Source organism: Actinokineospora baliensis, from assembly GCF_016907695.1.
Taxonomy (GTDB): domain Bacteria; phylum Actinomycetota; class Actinomycetes; order Mycobacteriales; family Pseudonocardiaceae; genus Actinokineospora; species Actinokineospora baliensis.
Window position 1 is genome coordinate 2,121,213 of the sequence record NZ_JAFBCK010000001.1, and the last position, 23,395, is coordinate 2,144,607.

The following is a 23,395-nucleotide window of genomic DNA, read 5'->3' on the forward strand; positions in this document are numbered from 1 at the left end:
TGCGCCATTAGTGTGACCGCATGGGGGTTGTGCGGCGGCGGGTGCCTTACGCGGCGGCAGTGGTCGCGGTCGGGCTGGTCGTGTTGGCGGTCAGTTGCTGGTTCATGGGGCGGGGCCTGGGGGTCGACAGCTCCGTCTACCGGGCCGGGGCGTTGACGCTCCTGCGCGGAGACTCCCTCTATGCGCCGCTGACCACGGGTGAGCCGTGGGCGCCTCCGCTGCCGTTCACCTATCCGCCCATCGCGGGCCTGCTGTTCCTCCCGCTGACGACGCTGCCGTCGCAGCTCGGGTGGGGTGTGCTTGCCGCGTTGTCCGCGCTCGCGTTGGGCTTCGTGCTGCGGGAGAGCCTGCCGTCCAAGTTCCGGGCTGGTTGGCCGTTCGGTGCGCTCCTACTGTCGACACTGCTGCTAGAGCCGGTGTGGCGGACCCTTGGCCTGGGGCAGGTCAACCTGTTGCTCATGGCGATGGTGGTCGCGGACGTGCTCCTGCTAAGAGGCCGTAAGGGGTCCGGGGTCCTCATAGGGATCGCTGCTGCCGTCAAGCTGACCCCGCTGATTTTCGTTGCTCACCTCGCGCTCACCCGCCGGTGGGCGGACGCGATCCGGGCCCTGGTCACGTTCGCTGCTCTTAACCTCTTCGCCGCGTTTGTCCTGCCACGCGACACGGTGCAGTTCTGGACCGAGGCTTTGGTGGACGGCAATGACGCCACTACGAACTCGTGGATCGGTAACCAGTCGCTCAACGGGATCTTCCAGCGCCTTACTGGTGAGGACAGCACCGCGCTGGTCCTGTTCGCCACGACCGCGCTCTTCACCCTCGTACTTGCCGCTGTCGTCGTGCGCCGCCTACACATCAAAGGCGACAACCTCGGGGCGCTGCTCGTCACCGCTGCCGCTGGGTTGATGGTCAGTCCGGTCTCTTGGACCCACCACTGGGTCTGGGTGGTCCCGCTCGCCGGCTACCTGATCGCGAGGAACATGCAGTGGAGTCTGCTGGCGCTGGTCGTAGTGTTCACCGGTTGGCAGTTCCGGATGGTGCCAAGCGGTGCTAAGACCGAGTTGAGTTGGACTGCCGCTGACGTGCTCCTAGGCAACTCTTACCTTCTTGCGGCCCTAGTGGCCCTACCGATCGTGGTCCTGTTGGCTGGGGGAGACCCGGCGCTGCGTGGTCAGGTGAGCCGTGTTGAGCTTGCGCCAGGCGAGGAACTGAGGAGCTGATGGACGTGGCTGAGCTGGTTGTGGACGTCGCCGTGGTGGGTCTTGGCCCCGGCGGGGAGGCTGTGGCCACCAAGCTCGCCCAGGCAGGGCTGTCCGTCGCGGGCATCGAGTCTCGCCTAGTAGGCGGCGAGTGCCCCTACTACGCCTGCGTGCCGACCAAGGGCATGATCCGCGCTGCTGACGTCCTCGCCGAGGCTCGCAGGGTGCCGGAGTTCGCCGGGACCGCGCAGATCACCCCCGACTGGGGCAAGGTCGCGGCTCGAGTGCGCGATGAGATCACCGCCGACTGGAACGACCAGGCCGCTGTCGACCGCCTAGAGGCTGCCGGTGTCCAGGTAGTGCGCGGCCTGGCCCGGATCACCGAGCCAGGCGTTCTCGCCGTGGGCGACCAGGTCGTGCGGGCCAGGCGCGGCATCGTGCTCAACCCCGGCACGGACCCCGCCGTTCCGCCGATCCCGGGGCTGGCCGGGACGCCGCTGTGGACCAACCGGGACGCGGTCCGCGCGACGGCTGTGCCCGAGTCGCTGATCGTCATCGGCGGCGGCCCGGTGGGCTGCGAGTTCGCCCAGGTCTTCGCCAGGTTCGGCGCCGACGTGACCCTGTTGCAGGCCAACGACCGGCTGCTCCCGCTCGATGAGCCGGAGGCCAGCGCGCTGCTCGCCGAGCGGTTCGCCGCCGAGCGCATCGCGGTCAAGACCGGCGCGAAGATCACGTCCGCTCGCCACGACGGGCAGTTGTTCACCCTGGAACTCGACGGTGCCGAGCCGGTCAGCGCGGCCCAGGTCCTGGTCGCCGCGGGTCGCAAGTCCGACATGACCGAGCTGGGGATCGGTGCCTACGGGCTCGACGAGTCCGCGCGCGGGGTCACCGTCGACGACCACATGCGTGCGGCCGACGGGTTGTGGGCGATCGGCGACATCACCGGCAAGGGCGCGTTCACGCACATGTCGATGTACCAGTCGGCGATCGTCGCGTCCGACATCCTCGGCGAGGCCGGGCCCGGCGCGGAGTACCACGCGGTTCCTCGGGTTACCTTCACGGACCCGGAAATCGGGTCCGTGGGCCTCACTGAGGCCGCAGCGCGTGCGGCCGGGATCAACGTACGAGTCGGGGTTGCTCAGCTGTCGTCGTCTACGCGCGGGTTCCTGCACAAGGCCGAGGGCCTGATCAAGGTTGTAGAGGATGCCGACACGGGGGTCCTCGTCGGCGCTACCTCTGCCGGGCCGACCGGGGGTGAAGTGCTGGGCGCGTTGGTCGTCGCGGTGCACGCCAAGGTTCCGGTCGACCAGCTCCGCCGCATGATCTACGCCTACCCGACCTTCCATAGGGCCATCGAATCGGCTCTTGCCGACTTGCGTGCCTAAGGTGCTCGTCGACACGCTGCCGTTCTTGGCCTGCCCGCACTGCGGTGACAGCCTGGAACTCTCCGACACTTCGCTGCGATGCCCCAACCGGCATACCTTCGACATCGCCCGGCAGGGCTATGTGAGTCTGCTGCGCGCGCCTACGACGTTCACCGGTGACACTGCCGCGATGATCGAGGCGCGGGCTGCGTTCCTAAGAGCGGGCCACTACGCCCCGATCATTCGCGAGCTTCTTACCGTGGAACCCGGACCCGGCTGCATTACCGACGTAGGCGCGGGCATCGGGCACTACCTGGCTGCGGTGCTGGACGCATCCCCCGAGCGGATCGGCATTGCCATTGACGCCGCCAAACCGGCCTTGAAGAAGGCGGCACGGGCACACCCGCGCCTGGGGGCGGTTCTATGTGATGCGTGGCAACCGTTGCCGATCCGGACGGGTTCCACCGGCTTGGTTCTTAACGTGTTCGCCCCACGCAACCCGTCGGAGTTGCACCGGATCCTGCATCCGTCAGGCAAGCTCGTCGTAGTGGCGCCAACAGAGAGGCACCTTCGCGAGCTCGTGTCTGCTGTGGACATGTTGACTGTCGCGGCGGACAAGGGGGACCAGGTCACTTCGCGGCTGGCTCCGTACTTCGCCCAGGAGCGCAGAGTCTTGTGCGAGTTCTCGATGGCCTTACCGCACCGCGATGCCGTAGCCCTGGTTGGTATGGGCCCAACTGCGTTTCACACCAGCGTTGACGCTATAGGCGAACGGGTGGCCGCATTGCCGGAGCCGGTGGTAGTTACCGCGTCCGTGACAGTCACGACGTACCTACCGGCGTCCACTGTGGAGACCGACCGGTAATCGCCAGCAGCCGCTCTTGCGGCGAAGCGTCCTCCGAGACCGGGAGCTTCTCGCCGAAGAGGCCACCCGGACCCCAGATCGTGCCGTCTTCCGGCCAGCGGGAGATGCCCTTGACCGCGACCGCGGCGAGGTCTTCCGGCAGCTCCACGTCGCGGCCCATAGCGACCCCGATGTCCCAGCCGTGAACAAGGGTGTCAGCGAAGTCCACGAACAGGGCCGTTGCGGCGTTGTACTGGGTGCCCAGCAACTCGTATGGCGTCTCGAGCAGCGCGTCGTCCGCGAAAGCGGTGATCAGGGCCTCGGTGGTGGTGCGGAAACCGGTCCGCAGGTCGGCTTCGGGCGCGGGTGTGCCGCCGGTGAGGTTGTTGAGCAGCCGGTTCCTGTTGTCGACCAGGTGCGCGATGACCTCGCGCACCCGCCACTGGGAGCAGGGGGTGAGCAGGTTGAGTTGGTCGTCGCTGAGCGCGTCGATGAGGTGCCCGGTGTGGTCGGTGGCGCGGCGGTACAGGGGCCTGACGTCCACTTATGTCCTCCAGAAAGTTATACGAACGATCGGTCAGATAGTGTCAGATACCCGAACGACCGTCTAGATTGTTTTCATGGACGGACGCCACGCCCGCGGCGCGCACACCCGCCGCGTCACCCTCGCCCGCGCGGTGGACATCGCCACCGTCGACGGGCTCGACGGGTTGACCCTGGGCAGGCTCGCCGCGGAGCTGCAGCTGAGCAAGAGCGGCATCTTCGCCCACTTCGGCTCCAAGGAGGAGCTGCAGCTGGCCACCATCTCGTTCGCCGAAGAGGTCTTCACCGAGCACGTCCTGAGGCCCGCGTTCCAGGCACCCCGGGGCAAGCAGCGCCTCTTACGCCTGTTCGAGCGGTGGATGGACTTCTCGCGCGCCCGGGTCTTCGCGGGAGGCTGCTTCTTCTCCACTGTGATGGCCGAGTTCGACGCGCGTGAGGGACGCGTGCGCGACGTAGTGGTCCGGTGGCGCACTACGTGGAGCGAGCTGCTGGTGCGTTTGGTGGAAGAGGCGGTCGAGGAAGGGCACCTCGACCGGGAACTCGACGTCGACCAGCTGGTGTTCGAGCTGACCGCGTTCGGCAGGGCCGCCAACCACGACAGCCTCCTGACGGGGGACGACGCCCACTACGATCGGGCGCTCACCGCGCTCCGGGCTCGACTGGGGGAGCCCGGCTGAGGAGCTTGCCCCGGAATGTTTGCCCGGGCAGGCTCGTTGGTAGGGCTGTAACGCGGAACGCGAAACCCGGATCGAGGAGGCCACGTGGCTACCGTGGAACTGACCGCCGAGAACTTCGACGAGGTCGTGGGCGGTGGCGGAACCGTGCTGGTCGACTTCTGGGCGGCCTGGTGCGGCCCCTGCCGCCAGTTCGCCCCGGTCTTCGACGCCGCGTCGGAGAAGTACGGCGACATCGTCTTCGCGAAGGTGGACACCGAGGCGCAGCAGCAGCTCGCCCAGGCGTTCAACATCTCCTCCATCCCCACCATCATGGCCGTCCGCGACGGCGTGGTGCTCTACGCCCAGCCCGGCGCGCTGCCCGCTCCCGCGCTGGAGGACCTGATCACCCAGGTGCAGGCCGTGGACATGGACGAGGTCCGCGCCCAGGTCGCCGCCGCGCAGACCGAGGCGTAACCAGCTCCACCGCGGGCCCGGCGACACCCGTCGCCGGGCCCGCGGTCGCGAACGGCCTCCTAGCGGAGGTACCACCATGCCGTGGGGTTGTCGCCCAGAAGCGGGAACAACATGAGGGGCAACGCACTCAGCAGGGCGAGGAGGAATAGACCCGCTGCCGAGCGGGTGGTCCGCCTCGCGAAGTCGTAGGGCTCGAGGTGCCCGCGTCTCGCGGGCACGGTCACGTGGTTGTGCACGGTGAGCCAGCCGTTGAGGGTTACGACCTGCACTACCGGGCCTTTGTCGCCCGACGCGACATTCAACGATGCGGGCGCACTCGGCGATGCCGATTCGTGGTCGGGAGCGTCCATGAACTTCAGTCGACCTCGCGCGCGGGGTAGTTGTCCTTGATCTCGTGGTTGAGGAAGCGTCCCATGCTCGGTGCCGAGGCGAACTGCCAGTAGACCTTCTTGGGGACGTCGAGGTACTGGTAGACGCCGCCGTTGTGGAACTCGACCTCGAGGATCCGGCGGTCGGCGTCGTAGCCGATCGCCGCGATGCTGGTGGACGCGACCGGTCTGCGCTCCATCCCCCGCCCTCCGCTCGCCCGGCTCTGCGCTCAACCATGCCACCCGCGGCGCCGCTGAGCTCCTTTCCGCCACCGATGGCGCACACCGGCCCCGATAGAATGGCCCTCGGTGTGTGGCGTGGGCACGGCCACCACAACCTCAGCACCGCCTGTGGCGTCCTGTGGATGAACCCGACCGTCACCGTCGCGGCCGATCTACCCTGGAAGGCGTCGACCGGGGACCGGCCGAAACAGAGAGGAGCTGGTGGACGCGGTGCTGGAGCTCGCAGCGTCACTGCTGTCCTTCGCGCACAGCATCTTCGGCCCGGGGATCTGCCCCGGTGACTGGGTGTGGGCGACCAGCACGGCAGGCGCGTTGATCGCGTTCTTGCCGGTGCTGGGCACGGTGGTGATCGCGCTGGTCCGCAAGTTCACCGGCAACACCTACAACCCGGTCACCCTGGGCGTGTTCGGTGTCGTCGGCGCTGTGTCGGCGTTCCTGCTGCCGTGGCTGCTGTTCAACGGCGTCGGCAGCGTCTACCGCAGCGTCTTCACCGGGGACGGCGAGGTCGCCTTCAGCGCCGAGGAGATGCGCTCCTTCCAGGAGGGCACCTGCTGGGTCGGCCCGCAGAACTCGTACCTCGGCGGCCGGTCCACCGGGTACGAGGTCCTCTTCCACCCGTACGAAACCTGGCCCATGTACCTGCTGCGCGTCGGCGGCCTCGTCGTCGTGCCCGCGGTGTGCTTGCTGTTCGTGATCCTGCAGGCACGCGCCGCGATGCGCAGGGGGCCGAAGTGGCCGAGCAGGCTGGTGTGGATCCCGTTCGCGCTCATGGCTCTGTTGAGCCTGCCGGTCGAGGCGAACACCGCGGCGCACCTGTGGCTCGGTTTCCTGCCGATCAGCATCTTGGGGTTGGTACCTGTGTACGTGATCGGACCGCCGAGTTGGTCCACGGTCGAGCGCAACTACCAGAAGCCGGAGGCAGGTGGACCGCCGCCGCCCGCGCAGGCACAGGCACAGGCGCACAACCCGCCGCCTAAGCCCCAGCAGCCGCCGCCTTATGTGCCGCCGCCGCCCGTACCCAAGTACGTCCCGCAGGGTCCTGGGCAGCCCCAACAGCCTTCGCTGCGGCAGCCACCACCGCAGTACGCACCGCTGCCCCCGCCGAACCCGACGCTGCGTGAACCGGAGCCCGACCGCGCGGCGCTGGGCAAGCTCGCCGCAGACCCCGGTCCGCTGCCGTTCACGCCGCGCGGCGCCACCCCGCCGCCACCGCCGGTGAAGCCGTCGGGCAGCCGCTTCCGCAAGGTCCGCGCCCTGGGCCACGGCGGCTTCGGCACGGTCTGGCTCGCCGTCGACACCCAGCTCGACCGCACCGTCGCGGTGAAGATGGCGCACGCGCCGGACGCCGAGACCGAGGAGCGGATGCTGCGCGAGGCCCGCGCCCTCGCCGCCGTGCACCACCCGAACTGCGTCCGCGTCTACGACATCGTCGCCGAACCGGACGGCCTCGGCCTGGTCATGGAGTACATCGAGGGCCAGCCACTGGCCGACCGCGTCGCCAAGGGCGGCCCCCTCGACGACGTCGCCGTGGCCCGCCTCTGGATCACCATGGCCGGTGCCCTCTCCGCCGCCCACGCCAAGGGCGTCCTGCACCGGGACGTGAAACCGTCCAACATCATCATCGACCCGAACGGCAACGCCCACCTGATCGACTTCGGCATCGCCCGCTCCAAGGGCGACTCCACCCTGACCGCCACCGGCATGATGGTCGGCACCCCGGACTTCCTGGCCTCGGAGACCGCGGCGGGCGCCAACGCCACCCCCGCCTCGGACGCCTGGCAACTGGCGGCGACCGTGAGCTTCGCCCTCACCGGCAAACCCCCACGCGGAACCCGCGACAACGCGATGGCAGCCCTCATGGCAGCAGCCAAGGGCGACCCCCTCTCCGAACTCCCCGTCCGAAGCGCCCACCGACGGCTGCTGTTCGCGTCGCTGGATACTGAGCCTGCTCGCAGGCCTACGTTGAACGCGGTGGCTCGTGAGCTGAGCGACTGGTTGGGGCGTGAGGGGCACACGGAGACGGGGCCGGTGACGCAGATCGTTCGGCGCAGCGCGATTGAAGGGGTGGATCGGACGCGGCCCATGCGGTGATGCGCGCGGGTCTCTTGTTTCGGCTTCGCCGTCGGATCCACGCCTCGCCTGCGGCATCGGGCCCGGTCGCGATTTAAGTGCAGGCTCGATGCGGTGGACCTGTTTTGCGTGGGGCCCCTGCGCCGCCCGTGGCAGGACCGCAAAGCTGGGGCCGAAAAGCATGGCCCTGCAGCGCACAACGCTACGGACGACGCCACCCCACACAAAACAGGTCCACCCCATCGAGCATCTGGCACCAGCGACTTCCGAGTGTCCAGTGGTTGGGTTGGGCGGGTTGACTCCTTCGCTGCCCAGGGTCAGCGCATGGGGCGGGTTCGAACCCGCCGAGCCAACCCCGCCAGCCCAACCACCCGACTCCGACGGCATTGCCAGCCACTGGACACTCGGAGTCGCTGGTGCCAACTGCTCGATGGGGTGGACCTGTTTTGTGTGGGGGAGCGGCACCCGTAGCCTTGCTCGGCGGCTGGCTGGGCCGTCCCTTTGGCCCCCAGCTTTTAGGCCCAGCACGGGTGTCGCAGGGGCCCCACGCAAAACAGGTCCACCACGTCGAGCCTGCACTCAAATCGCGGATCCAGCGCAAGGCGCGAAGCGACGAGCCGAGCGCTCCGATGCAATGCCGCAGGCGAGCCGAGACCCGCTACTGCCCCGCAAACGTCCGCCGATAGTCCTTCGGCGCCACCCCAACCAGCCGCTGAAAGTGGTGCCTCAACAGCGCCGCACTCCCGAACCCACACTCCTGCGCCACTTCATCCACCGACATAGGCGTCTGCTCCAAGAGCCGCCGCGCATGCAGCACGCGCTGCGTGGAGAGCCACTTATGCGGCGTAGTACCGGTTTCGGCCACGAAGTGGCGGGCGAAGCTGCGTTCGGACATGCGGGCTCTGGTTGCCAAGCCCGCAACAGTGTGGTCTTCGGTGAGGTTTTCGAGCATCCAGGTCAGGACGGGTTGGAGGCTGTCGCTGGTGCACTGGGGGATGGGGAGGTCGACGTATTGGCGTTGGCCGCCGTCGCGTTGTGGGGGGACGACCATGCGGCGGGCTATGGCTGTGGCGGCGGCTGAGCCGAGTTCGCGGCGGACGACGTGGAGGCAGGCGTCGATGCCGGAGGCGGTGCCCGCGCTGGTGACGATGTCGCCGTCGTCGACGAAGAGGACGTCGGGGTTGAGGTTGGCGCGGGGGAAGCGGGTGGCGAACTCGTCGGCGTGGCGCCAGTGGGTGGTGCAGGAGCGGTCGTCGAGCAGGCCCGCCGCGCCGAGGACGAAGGCGCCGCTGCACTCGGACAGCAGCGTGCCGCCGCGGCCGTTGGCGCCGCGGAGGGCCTCCAGGACGGCGGGCGGGTAGCCGTCGCGGATGGTGGTGGCGGGGACGGCCACGAGGTCGGCGCCGTCGAGGGCTTCCAAGCCCAGTTGCGGGATGATCGGGACGCCGACGCTGGTGCGGACCGGGGTGCCCGCGTGTTCGCCGCACACCCGGAACTCGATCGGCGGCACCCCGTCCTCGCTGCGGTCGACGCCGAACACCTCGCACAGCACGCCGAACTCGAACGGGGCAACGCCGTCGATGAGCACGGCGGTCACGGTCCTGAGCATGCCGCCAGAGTAACTGGCAGGATTTTGTGGCACAAGGTCAGAACTGCCACTGGTGGCAGGAAATCTGCCATCGCAAACTTAGTGCCATGACAATCGCGTTTGTGCTGGTCACACTGCTGGCCCTGCTGGTGCTGGGGCTCGACCGCAACCACGTCCGCACCACGGTTCCCGGCTCCAGGCTGGCCGGGAGCACCGATGTCGTCGACCGCGACCTCGCTAGGGTCACCGCCGAACTGGCGGTGACCGAGGCCGGGCCGGCCGAGCGGCGCGCGCCTAGCGCCAGGACGGCAGCCAGAGTTCGGCCTGCCAGCGCCACTCGGTGATGGAGTCGCCGTTGAGGATCGGCCACAGCCAGGCGAAGTTCGCCACGACGAGGCCGACGTAGAGGGCGAGGGCGAGCAGGCCGGTACTGCGGCGTTCCGGCCCATCGCCCGACTTCCCCAACAGGTGCCCGAGGGCGAGCGTTATGCCGAGAACCAGGAACGCCGCCATCGGGGTGGCGTAGAAGAAGTACATCTGCCGGTCGAGGTTCAGGAACCAGGGCAGGTACCCGGCCAGGTAGGCGCCCACGACCGCGCCGTAGCGCCAGTCGAACTTGCTGAACATCCGCCAGAGGCCCCACGCCAGCATCGGCAGCGACAGCCACCACAGCGCGGGTGTACCGATCAGCATCGTCGCGGACACGCACTTGGACTCGCCGCAGGCGGTGGTGTTGCCCTCGTAGTAGTAGAGCATCGGCCGCAGGCTCATCGGCCACACCCACGGCTTGGACTCCCACGGGTGCTGGGACTCGGACTTGGTCACCAGTCCTTCGTGGAACTTCAGCACGTGCTCGTGGTACTGCCCCAGCGACGACAACGCGTGGGTGATGACCGACAACGGCCCGCTACCGGTTCCGTCGCCCAGGTGCCGGTCGATGCTGGTCTCGCTGGAGAACCACGGCGCCCAGGTGGCCAGGTAGGCCAGTATCGCGACACCGACGAAGGCCCACAGCGCGGGCGCCAGGTCGCGCAGGATCGTGCCCCACCAGGGGTTGCGCACCCCGGCCGCGCGCCGGGCCGTCAGGTCGAAGATGATCGTGAGCAGGCCGAACGCGGCCATGAAGTACAGGCCCGACCACTTGACGCCGCAGGCGAGACCGAGCAGGACGCCGCCGGAGATCCGCCACCAGCGCACCCCCAGCCGCGGGCCGAACGGCGACTCGGTGGCCCAGCCGCCCTCGACCGCGACCGCCAGCCGGTTGCGCACCAGGTCCCGGTCGAGCAGCAGGCAGGCGAACGCGGCGAGCACGAAGAACGCCAGGAAGATGTCGAGCATGCCCATCCGCGACTGCAGGTGCGACACCCCGTCGGCGATGAGCAGCACACCCGCGACCCCGCCCAGCAGCGACGACCGGGTCAGCCTGCGGGCGATCCGCACGACCAGCACCACCATCAGCACGCCAGCCAGCGCCGCGGTGAACCGCCAGCCCCAGCCGTTGTAGCCGAAGATGTACTCGCCGATCGAGATGAGCGTCTTGCCGAACGGCGGGTGGACGGTCAGCTCGTAGCCCGGGTTGTCCTCGACGCCGCCGTTGCGCAGCATCTGCCACGCCTGCGGCACGTAGTGCTTCTCGTCGAACACCGGCGTGCCCTGGTCGGTGGGCCAGCCCAGGTTCTGGAAGCGGACGATGCCCGCCAGCAGCCCCACGAAGGCCGTCACCAGCCAGCCGCGCAGGCGGTCGGCGGGCATGGGCGTGCCCAGCAGCCGGGCGCGCGTGACCTCGGTGGGGTCGGCGGCCGGGGTCACCACATCGGGTGACGGTGTCCGGCTGGCCTCGTCGTCGGCAACCAGGGCGCTCACGGGGGGAGATCGTAGGCGCCCCGGTGTGCGATCCGCGTCGGAAGTTCCTCGAACGGGTGGACCCGGTGTCGCCCCGTGATCTGCGGATCAACTGATCGTGTAATTGTTTGCCCAGTTCAGAGGGGGTACAAGAGGATCATCAGCCGTTGTCGTACGGGGACGCTGGCGTGACGGACGGGGTACACGGTGCCTCCTGGACGGCCGACCATCAGGTCGCGACAGGTCGCTGGTGAGCTGCGGAGGCTGCGCAAGCAGGCCGGGCTCACCACCGGCGAGGTGGGCCAGCGGCTGGGGTTGTCGCAGGCCAAGGTCAGCCGGGTGGAGACCGGCACCAGCGGGCTGCGCCTGGGCGACGTGCAGGCCATGCTCGGGCTCTACCGGGTGCCGGAGCCGCGCCAGGCCGAGATCCTCGACCTGGTCCGCCGGGCCGCCGAGCCGGGGTGGCTGCAGGTGCACGGGCGCGGCCTGCCCGAGCAGTGGCAGACCCTGATCGACTGGGAGTCCAAGGCGGTCGCGCTGCGCGCCTTCCACGGCGACCTGGTGCCCGGCCTGCTGCAGACCGCCGATTACGCCAGGGCCGCCATCCGCGACACCGCCGCCGAGCCGCCCGCCGAGGCCGAGCTGGACGTCAAGGTCGGCGCCAGGCTGGCCAGGCAGGGCATCCTCAGCCGCGAGCACCCGCCGCCGCTGCACGCCCTCATCGGCGAGACAGCGCTGCGGGTCCCGGTCGGTGGCCACGCGATCGCCTCCGCCCAGCTGCGCCACCTCGCCGAGGCCATCCGCAGGCCGCACGTGGTGGTGCGGGTGGTGCCGCACGCGGCGGGCGCGCACCCCGGGATGGAGGGGCCGTTCGTGCTGATGGACTTCGACACCGACCGCTCGCTGGCCTACACCGACCACCGCTCCCGCACCCTGTTCCTCGACGACGAGGCCGCGGTGGCCGCGCACCGGCGGGCCTGGGACCGGATCGCCGAGGTCGCGCTGTCCGAGGAGGAATCGGCCGAGATGATCACCCTCCTGTCCGCGGTCGCGGCCCCCTGACCCGGCCGGGGCGGTCGGTACCCTGCACCGGTGCCCACTACACACCGCCCGCGCTGGGTGATCGTCTTGGCCGTGGCGCTGATGGCCGGGCTGGTGGCGGCGGCGGTGCGCTTCGCCGTCGACCGCGCCGCCGATGGCCACCTGGTGGTCGCCGCGATCATCCCGATGGTCATCGGCGGGCTGCTGCTGCGGTCCCGCAGGATGGTGGTCAGCGACGAGCTCTGCGTGGTGGAGCTGGGCGGCATCAGGGTGAGCTACCGGTGGGCCGATCTGGTCGGGCGCAGGGCGGGGACCCTGTACTTCGCCACCGGCCTCGTCGTGCACAACGATGACCTCCTCTCCCGCTACGGGGCCAAGAGGGTTCGGTGGCGCGTCCCGGCCTTCCTGTTCGTGCGCGACTGGCGCGCGCTGCCGATCGGGGTCGCGCGGTGAGCGGGCGGTTGGTGTTGGCGGCCACGCCGCTGGGGGAGATCGGGGACGCGTCGGCGAGGTTGGTTGATGCGCTGGGTAGTGCGGACGTCATCGCTGCTGAGGACACGCGGCGGGCGCGGGCGCTTGCGGCGGCTCTTGGCGTGACGCTGACGGGGCGGGTGGTGAGCTTCTACGACGCGGTGGAGGCCAGTCGTGCGCCTGGGCTTGTTGAGGCTGTCCGGGACGGGCAGACGGTTTTGCTCATCACCGATGCGGGGATGCCCAGCGTTTCCGACCCGGGCTACCGGATGGTCGCGGCCTGCGTAGAGGCTGATCTGCCCATCACCTGCCTGCCCGGTCCTTCGGCGGTCACAACGGCGTTGGCGTTGTCCGGGCTCCCTTGCGACCGGTTCTGCTTCGAGGGCTTCGCGCCGCGTAAGGCGGGTGAGCGGCGCAAGTGGCTGGCTGCGTACGCGGAGGAGCCGAGGACCACGGTGTTCTTCGAGGCACCCCACCGCATTGACGGCCTACTCGCAGACGCAGTCGACGTGCTCGGAGGCGATCGCCGCGCCGCGGTGTGCCGGGAGCTGACCAAGTCCTATGAAGAGGTCAAGCGCGGGACGCTCGCGGAGTTGGCCGAGTGGGCGCGCGACGGCGTACGCGGGGAGATCACCGTGGTGCTGGCCGGTGCCGAGCCCCGCACGTTGGACTTGGACACCCTGGTCGAGCGGGTCAGGGCGTTGGCGGCTGAGGGGACCCGGCTCAAGGACGCGGCAGCCGAGGTGTCCGCAGCGACCGGCGTGAGCAAGAAGGTCCTCTATGACGCGGCCGTGAGTCGCGCGTGAGAACGACCCTCATCAGCAAGGTCACCGGGCTCGACTCGGCCAATGACACCGCGCGCCGTCATGGCATCTACGGCACTGACCTGGGGATCATGTGGGACGACGCCGCGGGGCGCACGTTCGTCCTCTTCGGCGACACCTACGGCCAGGGCTGGTGCGGCAACGGTGCCGGTCCACGGGAGGCCGACTGGCGGTGCAACGTCCTCGCCGTCTCCACCAACCGCGACCTCGACAACGGCCTACGCCTCGACTCCGTCTTCGCCCGCCCTGACGGCCACGCGCGGCAGGTGATCGACCGCGACCCGCGCGTTGACGAAGAAACCATCATCCCGTGCTCAGGCGTGTCTATAGGCGACGCGCACTACGTGCACTACATGTCCGTGCACAAGTGGGGCTCGCAAGGACGCTGGTCCACCAACTACAGCGGGATCGCCGTCTCTGCCGATGGAGGCGAGACGTGGGCCAAGCCCGCTGGCGCGCGGTGGATCAACCGGGCCGAGCGAGACCACCCGTTCCAGATGGGGGCGTTCGCGCTCGGCGAGGACTACCTCTACCTCCTAGGCACACCCAACGGCCGCTGGGCCGGTGCCAGCCTGGCCAGAGTGGGTAAGAGCGACGTCCTGGACACCCGCGCCTACGACTACTGGAACGGCTATGGCTGGTACCCGCGTGACGAGTTCCGCGCGGTACCGGTCATGCGCGGCAACGTCGCCGAGTTGTCGGTCATCTATTCGACGCACCTCGGCCGCTGGCTCGCGATCCACCTGGACGAAGCCCTAGGCGCTCTTGTCCTGCGCAGTGCGGAGGCGCTGACCGGGCCCTGGAGCGACGCCAACGTGCTCGTCACGAGCCGCGACTACCCGGGCCTCTATGGTGGCTTCATCCACCCGGCTTCGGCACGCGGTTCGGCCCTCTACTTCGCGATGTCGCTCTGGCCCTCTTACAACGTCTACCTGATGCGCACCGACCTGCCGTAGCGCCGCCTACCCCCGGGTAGGCACGCTGGTGTAACCCGATGGCTCTGGTGTGTAGCGGCTCCGTAGGCTAATGACCCATGAGCGCCCCCGTGTTGACCGCGGTGGCCTGGCCTTACGCCAACGGCCCCCGCCATATCGGTCACGTGTCCGGATTCGGTGTCCCTTCGGACGTTTTCTCCCGCTACATGCGCATGTCCGGCCACCGCGTGCTCATGGTCAGCGGCACCGACGAGCACGGCACCCCGATCCTCGTCCAAGCCGAGAAGGAGGGCCTGACCACCCGCCAGCTGGTCGACAAGTACAACCGGGTGATCGCCGAGGACCTCCAGGGCCTCGGCCTGTCCTACGACCTGTTCACCCGCACCACGACCGGCAACCACTACCAGGTCGTGCAGGACCTCTTCCTCGCCCTGTGGCGCAACGGCTACGTGCAGTCCAAGACCCAGATGGGCGCGATCAGCCCGTCCACCGGTCGCACCCTGCCCGACCGCTACATCGAGGGCACCTGCCCGATCTGCGGCTACGACGGCGCCCGCGGCGACCAGTGCGACAACTGCGGCAACCAGCTCGACCCGGCCGACCTGAAGAACCCGCGGTCGCGGATCAACGGCGAGGTCCCGAAGTTCATCGAGACCGAGCACCTGTTCCTCGACCTGCCCTCGTTCGCCGAGTCGCTGGGCTCGTGGCTGTCCACCCGCACCGAGTGGCGCCCGAACGTGCTCAAGTTCAGCCAGAACCTGATCGAGGACATGCGGCCCCGGCCGATCACCCGCGACCTGGACTGGGGCATCCCGGTCCCGCTCGACGGCTGGCGCGACGCCCCGATGAAGCGGTTCTACGTCTGGTTCGACGCGGTCATCGGCTACCTGTCGGCCAGCGTCGAGTGGGCGCGCCGCACCGGCGACGCCGACGCCTGGAAGCAGTTCTGGACCGACCCGGCCCAGGCGTACTACTTCATGGGCAAGGACAACATCGTCTTCCACTCGCTGATCTGGCCGTCGCTGCTGCTCGGGCAGAACGGCGCTGGCGACAAGGGCGGCACGCCCGGCCGGTTCGACACGCTGAACCTGCCGACCGAGGTGGTCTCCAGCGAGTTCCTGACCATGAGCGGCTCGAAGTTCTCCACCTCGCGCGGCACGGTGATCTACGTGGGGGACTTCCTCAAGGAGTTCGGCCCCGACGCGCTGCGCTACTTCATCTCCGTCGCCGGTCCCGAGAACCAGGACACCGACTTCACCTGGGACGAGTTCGTCCGCCGGACCAACTTCGAGCTGGCCAACGAGTGGGGCAACCTGGTCAACCGGTCGGTCTCGATGGCGCACAAGAACGTCGGCGCCGTGCCAGCGCCGACCGCGCCGACCGCGGCCGACGCCGAGCTCAAGGCGCTGGCCAAGGCGGCGTTCGCGACCGTCGGCGACAACCTGCGCCGGTCGCGGTTCAAGGCGGCGGCGACCGAGGCGATGCGGGTCGTCGGCGCGGCGAACAAGTACCTGTCCGACGAGGAGCCGTGGAAGCGCAAGGACGACCCGGCGCGGCGGGACACCATCCTGCACACCGCGCTGCAGGTCGTCTCCGATGCCAACACGCTGCTCACCCCGTTCCTGCCGCACTCGGCCCAGCAGGTGCACGAGCTGCTCGGCGGCAAGGGCGTGTGGGCGGCCCAGCCGGAGATCCGCGAGGTCGACGACCTCGACGACCCGTCGATCAGCTACCCGGTGCTCACCGGTGACTACGCGGGCGAGCAGGCCCGCTGGGAGTCGGTGGACATCGAGGTCGGCAAGCCGCTGGTGAAGCCGGAGCCGCTGTTCACCAAGCTCGACCCGAAGCTCGGCGAGACCGGGCCCGAGTGGGCGCCGATCGCGTGACACCGCGCAAGGGTGAGCGACCGCCGGTGCCGGAGCCACTCCCGGCACCGGCGGTCGACGCCCACACCCACCTGGACGCGTGCGGTGCGAAGGATGCCGCCGATGTGTCCACAATGCTCGACCGCGCCGAGAGCGCGGGGATCGATCGGGTCATCACCGTGGCCGACGACCTCGCCTCGGCGCAGTGGGCCGTTGAAGCGTCTACGTGGGACGAGCGCGTCTACGCCGCTGTCGCCATCCACCCGACCCGGACCGCGGGGTTCTCGGACGCGGACAAAGCCGAGATCGAGCGGTTGGCCCAAGAGCCTCGGGTTGTCGCAGTAGGCGAAACCGGGCTGGACTACTACTGGGACTACAGCCCGCCAGAGGCGCAACACGAGGCGTTCCGTTGGCACATCGACCTCGCTAAGAGGGTTGGTAAGCCGTTGATGATCCATGACCGGGACGCGCACGCGGACATCCTCAAGGTTCTTACCGAGGAGGGTGCCCCTGAGCAGGTCGTGTTCCACTGCTTCTCGGGGGACCTGGAGTTCGCGAAGGCGTGCGTGGACCGCGGGTTCGTCTTGTCCTTCGCCGGCCCGGTCACCTTTCGCAACGCGGCCCCCTTACGCGAAGCGGCCGCGTTCGTACCCGCCGAGCAGATGCTCGTCGAGACCGATGCCCCGTTCCTAACGCCCCACCCGTTCCGCGGTAGGCCCAACGAGCCCTACTGCGCCGCCTACACGCTCAGGGACCTCGCGGCGCTGCGCGGGGACGATGTCGCCGAGTTGGCGAGCGCGGTGTCCGCGACCGCGGATCGCGTGTTTCGGTTGCGCACCGTGACATCGGACCTTGCGAACGGTGAAGGATTGCGATGATCGGGGGATGGTCAAACGCCGCCGGGGGTGTGACAGGGCTCACGAGATCGCTGGATGTGTTTGCGCAACCCCCCGGTCCTCGTTACTGTCCCGTGACCGTACGACTAGGGGCACCAGCCCCGAGTCGGCCCGGAGCACGCCGAAGCACTGTTGCTGACCGTCGGGGTTGGCTGGCTGCGGGTCGTCGGACACACACGAGGCGCGAGAGCGGCCGAGCACGCGAGGGAGTGGACGTCGGTGGCCAGACGATGCCGACATCCGCGGCGGAGCGCGACCGGATCTGGTGCCCGCTGGAGGAAACGACCCTGTGAGCGGTAAACAGACCGGCGGTTCCGACCGCCCTGGGCACGACAGCTTCTCCGCCGACACCGACTGGTTCACCCCGGTCACGGCGGTCAGCACCGCCACGCACGAGGACGACTTCACCGCGTGGCAGTCGGAGTTCCCGAGTCTCCCCACCTTCCCCGATGGTCAGTCCACTGGTTTCTACGACGTCAGCCGCGAGTTCGACGAGGGTTACTCGTCCTCGCTGGCCATCACCGACCACGACGTCCGCCACGCCCTCGGCCCGCAGGCCGACGAGATCATGGCCACCGCCGGTGTCGACGTCGACGAGCTCATCCGGCTCATCAACGCCGAGACCACCGTCCTGCCGGTCATCCCGGACGAGCTCTCCGCCGCCCCGCAGCCGCTGAAGGTCGGCGAGGCCGACGCCCCGGCCCCCGGCCTCCTCGCCGCGGTCAAGCGCTGGAAGGGCACCTTCCTCAAGGCCACCATCGCGGCCGTGCTGGTCACCCTCATCGGTGGCGGCGGCGCGGCGATCGCGATGAACAACACCGTGACCGTCGAGGTCGACGGGCAGAGCAAGCAGATCAACACCTACTCCGACACCGTCGGGGAGGTGCTCGCCGAGGAGGGCATCTCCGTCGGCGCGCACGACTCGCTGAGCCCCTCGCCCAGCGCCGAGATCGGCGACGACGGCAAGATCGTGCTCCAGCGCGGTCGGGCGCTGCAGCTGACCGTCGACGGCGAGCAGCGCGAGGTCTGGGTCCGCGCGACCACCGTCGGCGAGGCGCTGCGCCAGGCGGGCGCCCCGGTCGCCGGGTCGTGGGTCTCGGTCGGCGGCGACGCCTCGGTGCCGCTCGAGGGCATCGCGGTCGAGATCAAGACCGCCAAGGACATCACCCTCTTCGACGGCGGCAACGCCCCCTCGCCGGTCCGCACGACCGCGGTGACCGTCGGCGAGCTGCTCAGCGAGCGCGGCTTGACCCTCGGCCCGCAGGACGCGATCGCGCCGGGCGCCGACCTCAAGCTGACCTCCGGCGCCGAGATCAAGATCAGCCGCACCGGCGTGACCGTGATCAACCAGGCCGAGCCGGTCGCGCCGCCGGTGCAGAAGGTCGACGACCCCGAGCTCGACAAGGGCAAGGAGACCGTCGTCGAGCCCGGCGCGCCGGGCGAGCGCATGGTCACCTACCGGATCACCGAGAAGAACGGCAAGGTGGTCAAGCGCGAGGAGATCGGCGCCAAGGTCCTCACCGAGGCCAAGCCGAAGGTCGTCAAGGTCGGCACCAAGAAGCCGCCGCAGCCGGTGATCACCGACGGCTCCGCTTGGGACCGGCTCGCGCAGTGCGAGGCCACCGGCAACTGGGCCATCAACACCGGCAACGGCTACTACGGCGGCCTGCAGTTCGACAAGCGCACCTGGGACTCCAACGGCGGCGGCGCCTACGCCGCCTACCCGCACCAGGCCACCCGCGAGCAGCAGATCGCCATCGCGACCAAGGTCCGCGACGCCCGCGGCGGCTACAGCGCGTGGCCCGCCTGCGCCCGCAAGCTCGGCCTGCCCACCTGATCTGAAATCGTCGGCAAAGGCCCTCTTCGGAGGGCCTTTGCCATTTCCGGAAATGGGCCGCACCAGCGCGGTCCGAGCGCCCGAGTAGCATTGCGGGAATGACCGGTTCGGCGTTGCTCAGCCCGGTGGACGTGCGCAGGCTCGCCGCCGAACTCGGGGTGCGGCCGACCAAGAAACTCGGCCAGAACTTCGTGCACGACCCCAACACCGTCCGTCGCATCGCGACCACCGCGGGCCTGACCCCCGACGACGTCGTGCTCGAGGTCGGGCCGGGACTCGGCTCGCTCACCCTGGCGCTGCTGCCCGAGTGCGCCTCGGTCGTCGCGGTCGAGATCGACCCGGTGCTGGCCGACCGGCTACCCGGGACGGTCGCCGACCGCGCCCCCGAGCTCGCCGACCGGCTGCGCGTCGTGCTCGGCGACGCGATGCGGGTGACCGCGGCCCAGCTCGGCGCTGAGCCGACCGCGCTGGTGGCCAACCTGCCCTACAACGTGGCCGTGCCGGTGGTGCTGCACCTGCTCGCGGAGCTGCCGAGCCTGCGCACCGTGCTGGTGATGGTGCAGGCCGAGGTCGCCGACCGGATGGCCGCGCCGCCGGGCAGCAAGGTCTACGGGGTGCCCAGCGTCAAGATCGCGTGGTACGCCGAGGCGCGCCGGGTGGCGACGGTGTCGCGGACGGTGTTCTGGCCGGTTCCCAACGTGGACTCGGCGTTGGTTCTTCTCACCCGGCGGGCGAGTCCGGTCGGTGTTGACCGCGACGCGGTGTTCGCCGCCGTCGACGCCGCCTTCGCGCAAAGGCGAAAGACCTTGCGCGCCGCACTGTCCGATTGGGCCGGTTCGCCACCTGCGGCCGAAGCGGTGCTCGTCGCGGCGGGGGTCGACCCGTCCCTGCGGGGTGAGCAGTTGTCGGTAGGCGACTTCGTCCGGATAGCCCAGGCGTTCGCTCGACCGCAGTAGCGCAGGCAGGCATCGATTACTCCCCAGGTGTGATGTATCGAACCCGGGGCCCTCATCTTGACCTCACGCGCTTGCGTTTGGTGGTCGTGGTCGGGTCTACTCTGTGGGCATTCCATCCTGAGCGGCCGAGAGACCTGGCTCGATGACGCCGCAGCAACCACCCACCGCGGGCAGGTGCTACCGCCAGGAGCGATGGAGGAGTGAGAAACGGATGCCGATCCTCACCACACGCCGGGTCATCGACCAGTGCAGGCGTTCCGTGACGGCGTGTCGACCGATGTGCGCAACCCGCTGATTACCGCGTAGCAGCACGTCTTCGTCACCCCCTCTTACTGGCACCGGACTGTCCTCTGAGGACTTCTGGTGTGCCGTCGCGCCCGCTTGGAGTAGCACCGTGATCACCGTCGAGAACCTCAGCAAGTCCTTCTGGGGCAACACCGGCCCCGTCGTCGCCCTCGAGGACGTCAGCCTGGACGTGCCGACCGGCACCATCACCGGCGTCGTCGGCCCCGCCGGTTCCGGCAAGTCCACCCTCGCCCGCCTCGTCGCGCTGCAGGAACGCCCCGACAGCGGCGTGATCAGGGTCGACGGCTTCAACACCGCCGCGCTCGACCCGCGCAGACTCCGCGCCGCCCGCCGCCGCATCGGCGTCGTCACCCAGGGCGACCTGCTGCCGCAGCGCACCGCCGCTGGCAACATCGCCCTGCCCCTCGAGCAGGCGGGCGTCGACGGCCCGCAGCGGCGGGAGAAGGTCGGCAAGCTGCTCGACCTGATCGGCCTCACCGACAAGGCCGCCCGCTACCCCGACACGCTCAGCCCCGGCCAGCGCGCCCGCGTCGAGGTCGCCCGCGCCCTCGTTGGCGAACCCGGCCTGCTGCTCGCCGACGACCCCACCAGGTCCCTCGACGCCGACGCCGCGGCCGGTGTGCTGACCGTCCTCGACCGCGCCAGGGCCGAACTCGGCGCCACCGTCCTCGTCGTCACCAGCGACGCAGGCGTGGTCCGCCGCATCGCCGACGACGTCGCCCTCCTGTCCGACGGCCGCGTCGCCGAGGCCGGCAACCTGCTCTCGCTCGTGCAGGACTCCACCAGCCAGGTCGCCCAGTCCCTGCTCCCGTCCATCGACGTCGCCAAGGGCGCCACCGCGGGCTACGACCGGGTCGCCGAAACCATCCTCATCGGCTTCGCCGCCGTCGGCGCCCTGCTGCCCGAGGCCACGGCCCGCTTCGACACCACCATCTCCGTCATCGGCGGCGGCCTCACCCGCATCGGCGAAACCCCGGTGGCCCGCTTCCTCCTCGGCCTCAACGGGCTCCGAGCCGACCAGGCACTGGGCTGGATCACCGAACGGGGCGGCGTGGTTCGCCCGCAGGTCGGCATCGCTCGGCCCATCGCTGCCTAGTCGGCTTTCCGGTCTCTTACGTTCGGCTCGCCTTCGGCATTGCATCGGATCCGTCGGCTCGCCTGCGGCATCGCGCGCCGATCCGCGATTTGAGTGAAGGCTCGATGCGGTGGACCTGTTTTGCGTGGGGCCCCTACGACAGCCGTGGCAGGACCGCAAAGCAGGGGCCGAAAAGCGTGGCCCTGTCCGCGCAGGAACGCTACGACTGCCGCTCCCCCACACAAAACAGGTCCACCCCATCGAGCAGTTGGCACCAGCGACTCCCGGGAGCGGTGGCCGGGCTGGCGGGGCTGACTCGGTGGGTTGGCTTGGGTGGGCTGACTCGGTGGGCTGGGTTCGGTGGGCCGACTCGGTGGGCTGTTTGGTGCCAGAGCAACCCCCCGAGCCGTCCCACCCAAGCCGACTACCGCTCCTCGGAAGCCGCCCACCTAAATGCTCGATGGGGCGGACTTGGTTTGTGTGGGGTGGCGGTATCCGTAGCGTTGTGCGCGGACAGGGCCATGCTTTTCGGCCCCAGCTTTGCGGTCCTGCCACGGGTGGCGCAGGGGCCCCGCGCAAACCAAGTTCGCCCCATCGAGCACACCCCACCCACCACGATCCAGCGCAATGCCGAAGGCGAGCCGACACCGCCCCACCGAGCCCACCGCCCCACGACGGGTCCGGGTCGCGAGCCCGCCCCACCGAGCCCACCGCCCCACGACGGGTCCGGGTCGCGAGCCCGCCCCACCGAGCCCACCGCACCACCACGGGTCCGGGGTGCGAGCCCCATCAAACCCACCGCACCACGGGTCCGCGCCCGAGGCCGCAGCCAAGGCGAGCAGGGGATTCCTGCCAACCGTCCGCGTCCCCGTAGGCTGGTTGGGTGCTCGCTGTCGTGCCTGCCCCGGTGACCGTCCGGGTGCCTTCGAAGGTCAACCTGCACCTTGCCGTCGGGGATCTCCGGGCGGACGGGTACCACGACCTGGCCACTGTGTTCCAGGCGTTGTCGTTGACCGATGAGGTCACCGTCGCCGTTGCTGATGAGCCGGGGGTGGAGGTGCACGGGGAGGGGGCCGATTCGGTTCCGACCGGTGCCAGCAACCTGGCGTGGCGGGCGGTGCAGGAGTTGGCCAGGCACGTGGGTCGGGATGTGGATGAGCCGAAGGTGCGGGTTGTCATCCGCAAGGGCATCCCGGTGTCCGGCGGCATGGCGGGCGGGAGTGCGGACGCCGCGGCGACGTTGGTGGGGTTGGCGGCGTTGTGGCGGTTGGAGATCGGGCGCGACGAGTTGGCCAAGGTCGCTGCGAAGTTGGGCAGTGATGTGCCGTTCGTCCTGCACGGCGGTACCGCATTGGGGACAGGCCGCGGTGAGCAGTTGGTGCCGGTGCTGACCAGGCACACCTACCACTGGGTCCTGGCCTTCGACCGCCGTGGCCTGTCGACCCCCAAGGTCTACGGCGAGCTCGACCGGCTGCGCGCGGAGGGCGACCCGCCGCGCATCGGTGGGGTCGAGCCCGTCCTGGAAGCCCTGGCCACGGGCGACCCCCGGCAGCTCGCCCTCCTGCTGGGCAACGACCTCCAGGCGGCGTCCGTGTCGCTGCGACCCGGCCTCCGCCGGACCCTCCGCGCGGGCGTCAACGCCGGAGCCCTCGCGGGCACGGTGTCCGGCTCCGGCCCCACCTGCGCCTTCCTGTGCGAAGACGCCGACGCGGCGCTAAGGGTAGCCGCGGAGCTCTCCGGCGCGGGCGTCTGCCGCACTGTCCGCGTGGCCCATGGCCCGGTCCCCGGCGCCCGGGTCACGCCAACCGAAGACCCGTCGCGGCCCGTCCCACCCGAGGCCCACGCCTAGTGGCTCGACCCAGATGGTTGGTGGGGTATCGGCCTGCCCACGGCGTTCCTGGCAAGGCGCCGGAACGGCCTCGTACTGGGCGTACTCGGTCGTTTCGGCAACGCAGCCAGGGACGTCGTGGGCAGGTCGAGATCCCGTCAACCTTCTGGGTC

At 69.6% G+C, this 23,395-nt stretch carries 22 protein-coding genes and 1 riboswitch; of the genes, 17 read left to right on the plus strand and 5 right to left on the minus strand.

Annotated features, from left to right (window positions below):
* The first annotated feature begins 20 nt into the window (after positions 1-20).
* Genes JOD54_RS10130 through JOD54_RS10140 form a run of 3 tightly spaced genes read left to right on the plus strand, consistent with a single transcriptional unit; the run spans position 21 to position 3,425 of the window.
* Positions 21-1,217, plus strand: a complete 1,197-nt coding sequence (locus JOD54_RS10130; RefSeq protein ID WP_204450282.1) for a glycosyltransferase 87 family protein — start codon at positions 21-23, stop codon at positions 1,215-1,217.
* Complete coding sequence (locus tag JOD54_RS10135) at positions 1,217-2,581, plus strand: dihydrolipoyl dehydrogenase family protein (RefSeq protein ID WP_204450283.1); 1,365 nt, start codon at positions 1,217-1,219, stop codon at positions 2,579-2,581. The genes JOD54_RS10130 and JOD54_RS10135 overlap by 1 nt, the downstream gene beginning before the upstream one ends.
* A gap of 1 nt (position 2,582) precedes the next feature.
* Complete coding sequence (locus tag JOD54_RS10140; protein WP_204450284.1) at positions 2,583-3,425, plus strand: putative RNA methyltransferase; 843 nt, start codon at positions 2,583-2,585, stop codon at positions 3,423-3,425.
* On the opposite strand, the gene JOD54_RS10145 is transcribed toward JOD54_RS10140, so the two are convergent.
* Positions 3,382-3,948 (minus strand): TIGR03086 family metal-binding protein, encoded by a 567-nt coding sequence (locus JOD54_RS10145; RefSeq protein ID WP_204450285.1) that lies wholly within the window; start codon positions 3,946-3,948, stop codon positions 3,382-3,384. The two genes, JOD54_RS10140 and JOD54_RS10145, sit on opposite strands and share 44 nt — an antisense overlap.
* A gap of 76 nt (positions 3,949-4,024) precedes the next feature.
* On the opposite strand from JOD54_RS10145, the gene JOD54_RS10150 reads away from it, so the two are divergent.
* Entirely contained in the window at positions 4,025-4,624 is a 600-nt protein-coding gene (locus JOD54_RS10150) for a TetR/AcrR family transcriptional regulator (protein ID WP_204450286.1), read from the plus strand.
* A gap of 84 nt (positions 4,625-4,708) precedes the next feature.
* Positions 4,709-5,077: a thioredoxin gene (gene trxA, locus JOD54_RS10155; protein ID WP_204450287.1), complete on the plus strand. Its 369-nt coding sequence runs from the start codon at positions 4,709-4,711 to the stop codon at positions 5,075-5,077.
* Positions 5,078-5,136: 59 nt separating this feature from the next.
* On the opposite strand, the gene JOD54_RS10160 is transcribed toward trxA, so the two are convergent.
* A complete protein-coding gene (locus JOD54_RS10160) occupies positions 5,137-5,346 on the minus strand; it encodes a hypothetical protein (RefSeq protein WP_204450288.1) in 210 nt (69 codons plus the stop codon).
* A gap of 86 nt (positions 5,347-5,432) precedes the next feature.
* A complete protein-coding gene (locus tag JOD54_RS10165; protein ID WP_204450289.1) occupies positions 5,433-5,645 on the minus strand; it encodes a KTSC domain-containing protein in 213 nt (70 codons plus the stop codon).
* Between the two features lie 244 nt (positions 5,646-5,889).
* Between JOD54_RS10165 and JOD54_RS10170 the strand changes: the two genes are divergently transcribed.
* Positions 5,890-7,779 (plus strand): serine/threonine-protein kinase, encoded by a 1,890-nt coding sequence (locus tag JOD54_RS10170; RefSeq protein WP_307859924.1) that lies wholly within the window; start codon positions 5,890-5,892, stop codon positions 7,777-7,779.
* A 637-nt stretch (positions 7,780-8,416) separates the two neighbouring features.
* On the opposite strand, the gene JOD54_RS10175 is transcribed toward JOD54_RS10170, so the two are convergent.
* Positions 8,417-9,367, minus strand: a complete 951-nt coding sequence (locus tag JOD54_RS10175; RefSeq protein ID WP_204450290.1) for a GlxA family transcriptional regulator — start codon at positions 9,365-9,367, stop codon at positions 8,417-8,419.
* Between the two features lie 86 nt (positions 9,368-9,453).
* On the opposite strand from JOD54_RS10175, the gene JOD54_RS10180 reads away from it, so the two are divergent.
* Positions 9,454-9,690 (plus strand): hypothetical protein, encoded by a 237-nt coding sequence (locus JOD54_RS10180; RefSeq protein ID WP_204450291.1) that lies wholly within the window; start codon positions 9,454-9,456, stop codon positions 9,688-9,690.
* Here JOD54_RS10180 and JOD54_RS10185 read toward each other — a convergent pair.
* On the minus strand, positions 9,641-11,209 hold the full coding sequence (locus JOD54_RS10185) for a dolichyl-phosphate-mannose--protein mannosyltransferase (RefSeq protein ID WP_372440289.1): 1,569 nt from the start codon (positions 11,207-11,209) through the stop codon (positions 9,641-9,643). The genes JOD54_RS10180 and JOD54_RS10185 overlap by 50 nt on opposite strands.
* 186 nt (positions 11,210-11,395) lie before the next feature.
* Here JOD54_RS10185 and JOD54_RS10190 point away from each other — a divergent pair, with 186 nt between their 5' ends.
* The 10 genes from JOD54_RS10190 (at position 11,396) to JOD54_RS10235 (ending at position 23,243) form a co-directional block, all read left to right on the plus strand.
* Complete coding sequence (locus tag JOD54_RS10190; RefSeq protein WP_204450292.1) at positions 11,396-12,250, plus strand: helix-turn-helix domain-containing protein; 855 nt, start codon at positions 11,396-11,398, stop codon at positions 12,248-12,250.
* Positions 12,251-12,280: 30 nt separating this feature from the next.
* Complete coding sequence (locus tag JOD54_RS10195; RefSeq protein WP_204450293.1) at positions 12,281-12,682, plus strand: hypothetical protein; 402 nt, start codon at positions 12,281-12,283, stop codon at positions 12,680-12,682.
* On the plus strand, positions 12,679-13,506 hold the full coding sequence (gene rsmI, locus JOD54_RS10200; protein WP_204450294.1) for a 16S rRNA (cytidine(1402)-2'-O)-methyltransferase: 828 nt from the start codon (positions 12,679-12,681) through the stop codon (positions 13,504-13,506). Before JOD54_RS10195 ends, rsmI begins: the two co-directional genes overlap by 4 nt.
* Positions 13,503-14,480: a glycoside hydrolase family 183 protein gene (locus JOD54_RS10205; protein ID WP_204450295.1), complete on the plus strand. Its 978-nt coding sequence runs from the start codon at positions 13,503-13,505 to the stop codon at positions 14,478-14,480. The genes rsmI and JOD54_RS10205 overlap by 4 nt, the downstream gene beginning before the upstream one ends.
* 77 nt (positions 14,481-14,557) lie before the next feature.
* On the plus strand, positions 14,558-16,345 hold the full coding sequence (metG, locus tag JOD54_RS10210) for a methionine--tRNA ligase (protein ID WP_204450296.1): 1,788 nt from the start codon (positions 14,558-14,560) through the stop codon (positions 16,343-16,345).
* The gene (locus tag JOD54_RS10215) at positions 16,342-17,202 is read left to right on the plus strand and encodes a TatD family hydrolase (protein ID WP_204450297.1); all 861 of its coding nucleotides are present in this window, start codon (positions 16,342-16,344) and stop codon (positions 17,200-17,202) included. Before metG ends, JOD54_RS10215 begins: the two co-directional genes overlap by 4 nt.
* Positions 17,203-17,509: 307 nt before the next feature.
* Entirely contained in the window at positions 17,510-19,057 is a 1,548-nt protein-coding gene (locus tag JOD54_RS10220) for a resuscitation-promoting factor (protein ID WP_307859925.1), read from the plus strand.
* Positions 19,058-19,155: 98 nt separating this feature from the next.
* Positions 19,156-20,013, plus strand: a complete 858-nt coding sequence (gene rsmA, locus JOD54_RS10225) for a 16S rRNA (adenine(1518)-N(6)/adenine(1519)-N(6))-dimethyltransferase RsmA (RefSeq protein WP_204450298.1) — start codon at positions 19,156-19,158, stop codon at positions 20,011-20,013.
* Positions 20,014-20,122: 109 nt separating this feature from the next.
* Positions 20,123-20,212, plus strand: a riboswitch (SAM riboswitch).
* Between the two features lie 195 nt (positions 20,213-20,407).
* On the plus strand, positions 20,408-21,415 hold the full coding sequence (locus JOD54_RS10230) for a methionine ABC transporter ATP-binding protein (protein WP_204450299.1): 1,008 nt from the start codon (positions 20,408-20,410) through the stop codon (positions 21,413-21,415).
* Between the two features lie 862 nt (positions 21,416-22,277).
* Entirely contained in the window at positions 22,278-23,243 is a 966-nt protein-coding gene (locus JOD54_RS10235; protein WP_204450300.1) for a 4-(cytidine 5'-diphospho)-2-C-methyl-D-erythritol kinase, read from the plus strand.
* The last annotated feature ends 152 nt before the right edge of the window (positions 23,244-23,395 follow it).